This is a genomic window from Clostridium sp. ATCC 25772 (assembly GCF_001573875.1).
GTDB lineage: Bacteria > Bacillota > Clostridia > Clostridiales > Clostridiaceae > Clostridium_J > Clostridium_J senegalense.
The window spans coordinates 1-9,037 of sequence record NZ_LFRG01000075.1; the positions used below are offsets into that span (position 1 = coordinate 1).

At 26.5% G+C, this 9,037-nt stretch carries 6 protein-coding genes; 4 read left to right on the forward strand and 2 right to left on the reverse strand.

Translation table 11 applies throughout. The annotated features are described in order from the left end of the window. Nucleotides 1-717 precede the first annotated feature (717 nt). The gene (locus AZI32_RS16315; RefSeq protein WP_061996930.1) at nucleotides 718-1,263 is read right to left on the reverse strand and encodes a DUF4489 domain-containing protein; all 546 of its coding nucleotides are present in this window, start codon (nucleotides 1,261-1,263) and stop codon (nucleotides 718-720) included. 155 nt (nucleotides 1,264-1,418) lie between these two features. Continuing rightward, nucleotides 1,419-2,180: a hypothetical protein gene (locus tag AZI32_RS16320; RefSeq protein ID WP_061996932.1), complete on the reverse strand. Its 762-nt coding sequence runs from the start codon at nucleotides 2,178-2,180 to the stop codon at nucleotides 1,419-1,421. A gap of 163 nt (nucleotides 2,181-2,343) precedes the next feature. Here AZI32_RS16320 and AZI32_RS16325 point away from each other — a divergent pair, with 163 nt between their 5' ends. The 4 genes from AZI32_RS16325 (at nucleotide 2,344) to AZI32_RS16340 (ending at nucleotide 8,871) form a co-directional block, all read left to right on the forward strand. Then, nucleotides 2,344-3,840, forward strand: coding sequence for a hypothetical protein (locus AZI32_RS16325; protein ID WP_061996934.1), 1,497 nt, complete (start codon nucleotides 2,344-2,346; stop codon nucleotides 3,838-3,840). A 495-nt stretch (nucleotides 3,841-4,335) separates the two neighbouring features. After that, nucleotides 4,336-5,847 (forward strand): hypothetical protein, encoded by a 1,512-nt coding sequence (locus AZI32_RS16330; protein WP_061996935.1) that lies wholly within the window; start codon nucleotides 4,336-4,338, stop codon nucleotides 5,845-5,847. Then, the gene (locus AZI32_RS16335; RefSeq protein WP_061996937.1) at nucleotides 5,840-7,360 is read left to right on the forward strand and encodes a hypothetical protein; all 1,521 of its coding nucleotides are present in this window, start codon (nucleotides 5,840-5,842) and stop codon (nucleotides 7,358-7,360) included. Before AZI32_RS16330 ends, AZI32_RS16335 begins: the two co-directional genes overlap by 8 nt. A gap of 242 nt (nucleotides 7,361-7,602) precedes the next feature. Then, complete coding sequence (locus AZI32_RS16340) at nucleotides 7,603-8,871, forward strand: DEAD/DEAH box helicase (protein WP_061996939.1); 1,269 nt, start codon at nucleotides 7,603-7,605, stop codon at nucleotides 8,869-8,871. Nucleotides 8,872-9,037 lie beyond the last annotated feature (166 nt).

The following is a 9,037-nucleotide window of genomic DNA, read 5'->3' on the forward strand; positions in this document are numbered from 1 at the left end:
AATTCTAAGTGATTCGGAGCATGTCTCACTATTTTAGGTATCCAAGTTTTGGAATAGATAATTTTAAGAGTCAACTTGGAACCTTATAATTATGCAAATAATATGTAGGATTTGGGAGTTAACAATAAAGAGTTAATTTACAAAATTATGTATAAAAAACAAAAATGGATAAAATTCTGTATACTAGTAGCATGACTAGTAAAAGGTCCTTATAGGCATAGAACAAATTATCTGTTTTGCAGGTAGTTAGGTGATTATAACTAAAACTTCAACATATATGATATACATATGTTCTAGCAAGAAATTGCTTTAAAAGGAACCCAAAAAATAAATAATTACATGTAGCTAAAAATTTTATATGTCTAAGAAAAAATATCTTGAAAATATAACAACTCTAAAAGAAATTATTCTAAGAAAGAATAGGTCAATCCAAATTAAAGTATTTTAGAGCTATTAAATAAAAAGTTAAATTATGGATAATATCTTTTACCCTATATTTTGTTGTACCAAAAAATTTATTATTTAAAATTAAATACATAAAATACCGAAATATTAAAATAGACTGTATCAAATTGAGTTAAGAACTCTAATCTAATACAGCCACCAAACAGTTAAATAAATTATTAATTAGATAAATCTATCAAGAGTTAGTTGCATTAAATTTATACATCAAGATTTGAAGATGTCAGTCACACTAATTAGATTCTTATTTGATTATTAGCAACAATTACTTGAATTACATGTTGTTATTGCGCCAAGGGTTGCGTTGTTGATGTTAAGAGTACCAACAGTAAGTGCACTAGTAACAGTTGCAACTACAGTATAGGTACAACAATCATCAAAGCAAGAATCACAGTCACAAACGAAGAATGAGAATGTTTGTGATGAAAGTAATGCTGCTAACTCAAATGTCCATGCAGGTCCAACAGGAACAGGTGCAAATTGACCTCTACAAAGTTTAAATACTTGGAAGTTTATAATTCCTGTGAAAGCAACTGGAGCAACAAGATTACTTGCAAATTCTAGTTTTGTAATAGGGTTACATAAACAAGAATTATTTAAAGTAATAGAGCTAACTGTAAAATTTGCGCCAGCTACTGAACCAGCAGGAATTGTAGTTGCACTAGGAGTTCCACATTTTATAATAGTTGGACATGGTCTATTTTCTTTTTTACAACACTTATGGTTATCGTTAAAACAATTATGGTTATCATTACAACACTTATGGTTATCACTACAACAGTTTTTTGACATTGAATTCATAAATGAACCCTCCTTTAATTAGATAAATTTAATTAGAAATTACTATATGCAAATTAATTCATATATAGTAATTTTTAATACTTCTCATATAATATATGATTATTATAGGAGAATGGTGATGATAATGTATTGATTTCATTTTACTAATTATATTTTCAATAATTGTCATCGCAATCTGGGAATAAAGGCTCTAAATTTTGATCTGGATAGAACTTAGGAATTGGAGCTTTTTCAAATCTTGCACATGGATTTTCTTCAGGCTCTTCTTCACACGGCTCTTTTGGAACTGGACAGTAGCCATAAGCAGGAACTAAAAGTTGTACAATAAGCTCGCATTTTACAACGATGTAGTATCCTAAAGTAATATCTAAAACATCGTTACAGTTCTCATCTTTTAGTAATTGACCATCTAGAGCAGTAGCAACCATTTCAAGTTTTATTATATTAGAATCTAAATCTTCAGCATTTTGAACTGGTATAGTGCTAGCAGAAATTTGAGCTATAGAATCAGGACAGTAAAATTTCCCAATTACATCTGTTCTATTAATTTCAAAAAATTCACTTTGATTGACACCATTTTCATCAATATAATCTGAATAGAAAGAAATTTTGTAAGAAATAACTAGTTTTTTAAATCCTGGTTTTCCTATAAGTGGAATTTTATCTACTGAAGTTAATTCTAAATTAAAATCTCTACTATTAATATATCTCTTTGGATTTGTTAATGGATTGCTTCTTAAATCGCAATCTGTCATATTTGTGTCATGGCCTTCACCATATACAAGACATCTTTTTATTAAGCATTGATCAAATATTTTAGGCACTTCAATGCACACTAATTCAGAAGGGTCTGGTAAACGTCCCTGTTTATTTACAAGACCGGGACGTGGTGAAAAATTCCTCAAGTTAATGGACATAAATTCTCCTCCTCTTCAAAAAAATATAGTAAATATAAATTTTTTTATTGTTTATAATATATTGTATGTTAAGCGATAAAAGTTGTGAAAAATAATTTTTTATTTTACAGAAGGGCATAATAAGTTTTTACTAAAAATATAATTCTATAAAGGGGGGAGTGAAATGAGTAGTATATATCCATGGATATATGTTGATTATGCAAATAATATATGGAAATTTTTTGAAAATAATAATAAAGAATTAGTTTATAAAATTATGTATGGAGAAGGAAAATGGACAAAAGAAAGTCTTATTGATAAAGATGTACTAGGGTTTGCTGTGTATGTAGATGAAGATGAAACAATACATATAGTCTACAGCAACATTAAAGGAGAATTGAAATACTGTACCATGAAGGATAAGCAATGGGTAGGAAAGATTCTCTATAAAATACAAATTGATGACTTTAAAATACAAAATTTAAAAGTTGAAATTAGTGGAGATAATATGCATATCTTTTACTTATTAATAGGTAATGATGACAGTGATCATGGAGTGTTAATGCATTGCATATGGAATGGAAGAGAAACTAAAAATACTACATTGCAGGATATTATATTAATACCTAATTTAAGAGAACACTATTTAATAAATGTAAATGAAAATAATAATATTGATATGTTTTTTATTACTGATGAAGGTGATGAGATATCCTTAAACTATTATAGCTTTGAAAATCTTAAATGGGGTTCTGTAAATAGGCTTTATGGCATTCAAGGTGATGATATAGGATTTGAAGTACTAAGAGATCAAGAAGAGATTCATATATTAAATAAGTCTAGAGAAGAGTCTATAAATTTTCTTGACCACGTTTATATAGATATGACTGGAAATATCCAAGAATTTAGAGTTCATGAAAGTAATAATAAATTAGAGGAACCTTTATTATTTACTGAAAATAATAAGTTGTATTCTTGTTGGTTAGAGCAAGGCAAGATTTTTTACTCAGTTTTTAATGATGAAAAGTGGAGTAGTGCGTTCTACTTTGATAGAGGAGATGAACTTGCAGTAAGTAGATATAATTGTTTTATTCGTATCGATGATAAGAGTTCAATTAAATCGATGGGGGTTTATGGAACTAATGAGTTAGATTTATGTTTATTTGTTCCAAGTTGGTTTGTAGTAGATAGTAAGGATTCGTTGAAATATAACGAGTTAGATAAAGTTAATGAAGATACACCATATGAAGAAAAAACATTTGAAAGCTTAAACCTTGAATTATCTAGGATAACATCAGAGAAGATGAGTTTAGAAAGAAAAATTGATTCCTTAAAGATGCAATTACGAAAGAAGCAAAGATTTATGGAAGATTATGAAGAAAAAATTGTAAGAGTATTAGAACAAAAACATAAGGTGGAAGAAAATTATAATATATTCTTGGAGTTACAACAGAAGACTCAAAAAGATTTAGAGGATATAAATCAGCAGCTATTAGAAGAAAGAGAGATTAAAACAAGTATTGAAAGTGAATTAGAAGAATTTAAAGAAGAAAATATAGTAATTAAACAGCAAATTAAGATGATAAGTGAAGAAAAGGAAAAATTGCATAAAGAACTTGAACTTGAAAAGAATCAATCCATTATGGAGCGATTATTAGGAAAAAGACCAAGTGAAATATAGAGTCACTTCTAATATTTTAGATTATACAATAAAAAATAGAGAATTGTTATGATTTGCATTAAAAAATATATTATTCATATTTAGTCTATCATTTTCTTGCATATGTATAAATTAAAAAACATACAAAATATGGGTATTAATCTAAAAGTAGATAAGTATGCACTGAAATTTACTTCTTATTAATAGGGCATCATATATATCAACATTTATTTCAAAAAACATTCAAGTAAAACTTGTTAGTTCTCCTAATAAAATCAATATTAGTTGTACTCAAGCAGTAAAGTTTAAAGAAATAGACAGAAAGTAGTACAAGAGGAGTTAAATAATAATATGTATCCTACTGCAGTATATAGGATTTTAAGATAAGGAAAAAATGAAAGTTATGAATTAGTTGAAAAGATCTGGTTAACTGGATCTTTTCACGTTTTTTATTGAATAATCAGCACTCATAAAGCATATTCTTTAGTATAAGTAATTGAGGGGGAGAGCGACTTTATGATTGATAAAGGAGAAAAAACAATTTATTATATATCAAACTTAGGTACAGGCATGGTGTCTATTATTGATGGAGAAAATTATTGTATTATAAAGGAAATTGAAATAGGTCCAAGACCACAAAATATCATAGTAGATGAAAAAAACAATGTGTATATAGCCAGTGATAGAAATGGTAAAGTCACACTCATTAATGACTTATATGATTCTAATAAAACATGGCATATGCCTAATAATGGTAATATACAGGTGGATTCAATCAATCAGAATATCTATGTCTGTGATACTGAAGAGGTATGTATTTATAGTTTAAAAACTGGTGAAAAGATTGAATGCTTAACAGGTTTTATTGCTGCAGATAGCTTAAAACTTGATAAGGACAAGAAAAAATTATTTGTGTTGGATATTTTACAAAATGAAATAAAAGTTTATGATACATCAGATTTTCATTTAATTAAGAAATATAAAGATGTTGGTACTTCACCGAACTATATTCTCATATCGGAAAATGAAAAGGATATTTATATTTCTAATAAAGGAGTTAATAGATTAAATTATACAAGTAATATTTCCGTATTAGATCTTGAAAGTGGAAGTATTTCATATATATATTTAGAAAAGGGATCTGCTATTACTGCCTTGGAGCAGGATGAAAAAAATTTATATGTAGCAAATAGTGGATTACATAGAATCGATGTTATAAATATATTAAAAAAAGAATATGTAGCAACAATAAAAACAACTCTAACAGAATTGCAAAGACTTCGATTATCTCCTGATAAAAAGAAATTACTTGTAACTAGTAGAAGTAATGATGGAAAGGGAGCAATTGATATAATAGATACTTCTAGTAACACTATTTTAGATACAGTTACATTTAAACAAAATAATAGTCTTCCATATGATATTGGAGTGATTAGTCAGAGTGAATTTGAAGTACAAGATGAATCTTTTATTTTTACGAATTCAGAAGATAAATTGAAACAAGAAAATGGAACTACAATACTTGCTAAAAAGGTTTTATCAAATTATCAAGAAAAAATAAATTTTCCTGAAGTGTCAGTTGATATATGCTTAGAAGAAACAGAAATTATAAATATAGAAGAAATTACATTTAAAAAATGTGAAATTATAAATGAAACAAAAAATAGAAGTATTATAGATGATAGGAAAGATTATTCAATAATACAATATAGTTTTTATATCCCATATTGCATAGAATGTACTGACGAACAGCAACGAAAATATACTATTGAAGGAAGATTGGAGGGAACTCAAAAAGCTACATTATATATACCTGTTTATGCAGAGCAGCAGGGAGTAGAATTTGTAATCAATTCTTTTGCTAAATTAACAAGTACTCCAATTATTATTAATAAGAATTTGAAGTTTGATGTTAGTGTTTTGATTTCAACGAAAGTAATTGTGGATGAAATAGTATTTATTCCATTTTGTAAGGACTGTAGGATGTGGCAAAGGAAAGATGAAAAAATGAGGGGAAATAATGATTAACGAAAAATATGATTGTTATTTGATTAAGCAAACAGATAATACAATCCTAAAGTTTTCTTATGATAGTGAAAAAGGGGTATATTATCAAATATTTATGAAGCATAACTGGTCAGATAAGAAGAGTATTTACAAGGAAAGTTTAAAATACTTCTATGTATTAGAAGAGGGCAATGGGAAAATTAATGTTTTCTGTCAGGATATTTGTGGTGATATTATTTTATGCACATTAGAAGGAATAAAATGGAATTACAAAACACTTCTCCATATGAAGTATGATTCAATTATGCCTATATATATTAGAGCATTCTTTCATTTAGGCCATATTCATTTGTTATATAACATAGTAGATAAACATACTTATTCAGAAGTATTAGTTCACCAAATTACTGAAAATGGAGTGAATTTGGGTAGTCCACAAATAATTAATAAATTAGATTATTGTAATAAAATTCCATATTTTATTTATGAAGATTCTAAATCAAATCTAGTATTATTAAACACTATGTTAGATGGGAGGTATAAATTAACTTCTAGAAATTTCCATATTATTGAAAAGCGATGGGGAAAGCAAGAAGTTATATATACATCATTATTACCTTACGTAGATTTTACTTTTTGCGTAGAAGAAAGCAGAAATCATTATCTGTTTATTACTCAAGATAATCAGATTAATAGAGTAATTTATCAGTATAAAGAAATAGGATTACAAAAAAATGTTATACTGTTTCAATGTGAAAAGATTGATTCTTGTGTATTAATACTATTAAAGGGTGCATTATGGGCTTTGTGGATTTGTGATGATGATCTTTACGGATGTTTTTCTAAAAATCATGGACAAAATTTTAGTACTCCAAGGGTATATAAGCACTTTAATAAGGAAGTCCCTATAAAAGTATTTTACCAAGAATATTTAGAAGATAGAAAAGATAAATATTATTTCTATGAGATATACGCAATTAGTGTAAATGGAGAAGAACAAATGTTTTTGCAAGAACTTTTAGAAAATTCAATGAACATACAAGAGGATGATAAAGGTAATTTAGATGATATGGGAGAGGATTTAGATTATAAAATGATAGAACTAAAAGATTATTTTACAAAAATAGAAATACTTAAAATGGAAAAAGAACAATCTCAAGCAAAATTAAAAATTGTAGAAGAAGAATTGAAAAGATTGAATAAAGCTATAAAGTATGAAAAAAATCAAGCAATAAAGTTTAAATATCAATTTTATAAGGAAAAAGAGAAAGGTAAGATATACATTAATGATAATGATAAATTAAAAGAAAAAAATAGATATTTAGAGAATAAGCTACTATTAAAGGATAAAGAAAAAATATCTATTCAAGAAAAATTAGTTGAAAAAGAAAACGAAAATGAAATTTTAAAAAAGCAAATAAATTTTATGGAGATTCAAAATTTATCTAATTCTGAAAAGATTATAAATGAAGGTAATAATGAGAGATCTACACAAGAAAAATTTTCTTTGACCAAATGGTTATTTGAGGATTAAATATTTCTTCAATCTCTTATTGAATTTAAAATATGTAAAAATAGATTTAACATAGAACAATAATTACTCAATACTTAAAAAACTGTAATCTCTAAAATTTTTATTGTAGAGATTACAGTTTGTTTTGTAAAAATTCATTTATAATGATATAATTTGCAAGTATAATAGTTGCAATGGACACTATAATAGATGATGATATAAAAATATAGCCTTATATTTAAACTTTAAGGAGAGAGATATATATGGAAAAAGATTTTAAAAATTTAAAAATACAAGAAAACATTATTAATGCTCTAAAATTACAAGGGATAAAAGTTCCTACATCAATACAAGGAAAAACTATAGAGCATATACTAGAAAATAAGGATTTAGTTGGTGAAAGTGAAACTGGAAGTGGAAAAACTTTAGCTTATTTACTTCCAATATTTCAAAAAATAGATATAGATAAAAAAGAAAATCAAGTTATAATATTAACGCCAACACATGAATTAGCAGTACAAGTACATAAAGTTATAGATAAGTTATCTAAAGATAGCAAAATGAACATAACATCTACAACTATAATTGGAAATGTAAACATAAAACGTCAAACTGAAAAGCTAAAAGAAAAACAACATATAATAATCGGTTCCGGTGGAAGAATATTAGAACTTATTAAAAAAAGAAAAATATCAGCTCATACAGTTAAAACTATTGTTTTAGATGAATGTGATAAACTTTTAGATGAAAATAACAGCCAGGTTACAAAGGCTGTAATAAAGACTACATTAAGAGATAGACAGCTTTTATGCTTTTCAGCAACTGTTACAGAAGAGGTATTAAAATTTGCTGATGAATCTATGAAAGAGTCAGTTATAGTAAAAGAAGATAAAGTTCCAATGGCTAATAAAAATATAGAGCATATGTGTTTTTTATGTGATAAAAGAGATAAAACATTAATGGTGAGAAAGTTAGTTGCAGCTTTAAAGCCTAAAAAAGCAATAGTGTTTATAAATAATAGTAATGATGTAGAGGTTATAACAGATAAATTAAAATATCATGGATTAAAGGCAGCCTCTATTTCAGGTGGAGATTTTAAATCAAGTAGAAAAAAATCTATGGATGAGTTTATAAATGGAAAAAGTAATATTCTAGTATCCTCAGACTTAACAGCTAGAGGGATTGATATAAGGGGAATAACACATATAATAAATATAGATTTACCTGAAAATGAAATGGATTATCTTCATAGGTCAGGTAGATGTGGAAGAGGAAAAAACAAAGGAGTTTCTGTGTCAGTAATTACGGAAATAGAAAAGCCATTAATAACTAAATTAGAAAATAAATTTAAGATAAGCATTCCTTTAAAAGAATTATATTTTGGTAATATAGTTAACGATGAAGAAAAGAAACAAATGAAGACATATAATAAAGTTAGCAAAAAAGGGAAAAAAGACAAACAAGAAAATTATAAAGAAAATAAGAAACAACATAACTCAAGTGAATATTGGAAAAATAAAAAGAATAAATAATTATTGTAGCAAAACACTATCAAATATATAAATGTTGATGGTGTTTTTCTTGAAAATGGAGATGAAAAGTTATAAACTTCAACAGTTATAGGGAAACAAGCTCGAATTTAAATTTATTCAATAACTTTAAAATATTTTCATACAAAATGTAGTGTTGAATTCTAAG